Raw genomic sequence first — 2,216 nt, 5'->3', positions numbered from 1 at the left:
TGACTCGGATTCACTTTCTGACTCGGATTCGCTCTCGGACTCTGAATCGCTTTCGGATTCTGATTCGCTCTCTGATTCAGATTCACTTTCTGACTCGGATTCACTCTCGGACTCTGACTCGCTCTCAGACTCGGATTCACTTTCTGACTCTGATTCACTCTCGGACCCAGATTCACTTTCAGACTCGCTCTCGGACTCTGATTCGCTATCGGACTCTGATTCGCTTTCGGATTCTGACTCGCTCTCTGATTCAGATTCACTTTCTGACTCGGATTCACTTTCGGATTCAGATTCACTTTCTGACTCTGATTCACTCTCGGACTCTGACTCGCTTTCAGACTCTGATTCGCTTTCGGACTCTGATTCACTTTCTGACTCGGATTCGCTCTCGGACTCTGAATCGCTTTCGGATTCTGATTCGCTCTCTGATTCAGATTCACTTTCTGACTCGGATTCACTCTCGGACTCTGACTCGCTCTCAGACTCGGATTCACTTTCTGACTCTGATTCACTCTCGGACCCAGATTCACTTTCAGACTCGCTCTCGGACTCTGATTCGCTATCGGACTCTGGTTCGCTTTCGGATTCTGACTCGCTCTCTGATTCAGATTCACTTTCTGACTCGGATTCACTTTCGGATTCAGATTCACTTTCTGACTCTGATTCACTCTCGGACTCTGACTCGCTTTCAGACTCTGATTCGCTTTCGGATTCTGACTCGCTTTCAGACTCTGACTCGCTTTCAGACTCTGATTCGCTTTCGGACTCTGATTCACTTTCTGACTCGGATTCGCTTTCGGACTCTGAATCGCTTTCGGATTCTGACTCGCTTTCAGACTCTGATTCGCTATCGGACTCTGACTCGCTTTCAGATTCTGATTCTGATTCGCTTTCGGATTCTGACTCGCTCTCTGATTCAGATTCACTTTCTGACTCTGATTCACTCTCGGACTCTGACTCGCTCTCAGACTCGGATTCACTCTCGGACCCAGATTCACTTTCAGACTCGCTCTCGGACTCTGACTCGCTTTCAGACTCTGATTCGCTTTCGGACTCTGATTCACTTTCTGACTCGGATTCACTTTCTGACTCGGATTCACTTTCTGACTCGGATTCGCTCTCGGACTCTGAATCGCTTTCGGATTCTGATTCGCTCTCTGATTCAGATTCACTTTCTGACTCTGATTCACTCTCGGACTCTGACTCGCTCTCAGACTCGGATTCACTTTCTGACTCTGATTCACTCTCGGACCCAGATTCACTTTCAGACTCTGACTCGCTTTCTGACTCTGATTCACTCTCGGACYCAGATTCACTTTCAGACTCTGACTCGCTTTCAGACTCTGATTCACTATCGGACTCTGATTCGCTTTCGGATTCTGACTCGCTTTCGGACTCAGATTCACTTTCTGACTCGGATTCACTTTCTGACTCGGATTCGCTCTCGGACTCTGAATCGCTTTCGGATTCTGATTCGCTCTCTGATTCAGATTCACTTTCTGACTCGGATTCGCTATCGGACTCTGATTCACTTTCTGACTCGGATTCGCTTTCTGATTCTGATTCGCTTTCGGAATCTGAATCGCTATCGGAATCTGAATCACTGTCAGAGTCTGAGTCATCAGTTTCTGGTGCAATCACTTTGCCCGGTTCTGATTCATTTCCTGAATCATCTTTTAACACGACTTCTAGCTCTTCACCATTCGTTAATGGCGGATCTAACTTAATGTCAAAGTTTCCATCAGCATCAACTTCGCCTTCGGCAATGACCTTACCGTCAACATCTTTAATGATTACGTCAGCATTTGGTTCACCTTTACCACTAACGTTAGTACCATCTTCGGAAACCACTAAATCAGTTGGTACATCTGGTGCTGTCGTATCTGGTGCAGTTACCTCACCTGGTTTTGATTCATTTCCTGAATCATCTTTTAACACAACGTCTAGCTCTTCCCCATTCGTTAATGGCGGATCTAACTTAATGTCAAAATTTCCATCAGCATCAACTTCGCCTTCAGCAATAATATTGCCATCAGCATCTTTAATGATTACGTTAGCATTAGGTTCACCCTTACCACTAACGTTAGCTCCATCTTCTGAAATTACTAAATCAGTTGGTACATCTGGTGCTGTCGTATCTGGCGCAGTTACCTCGCCTGGTTCTGATTCATTTCCTGAATCATCTTTTAACACGACTTCTAGCTCTTCACCATTCG

Annotated in this window: 1 protein-coding gene; it reads right to left on the bottom strand. The window is 45.9% G+C overall.

From position 1 onward, the window contains the following. A partial coding sequence (locus tag DC082_RS11115; protein WP_420810076.1) for an Ig-like domain-containing protein occupies positions 1-2,193 on the bottom strand: 2,193 nt, incomplete at its 3' end. Between the last annotated feature and the right edge of the window lie 23 nt (positions 2,194-2,216).

Origin of the sequence: Ignatzschineria indica (assembly GCF_003121925.1) — a bacterium.
Taxonomy (GTDB): Bacteria; Pseudomonadota; Gammaproteobacteria; order Cardiobacteriales; family Wohlfahrtiimonadaceae; genus Ignatzschineria; species Ignatzschineria indica.
Note: the sequence above shows the minus strand (reverse complement) of the source record. Positions and strands in the feature narration are given on the sequence as shown.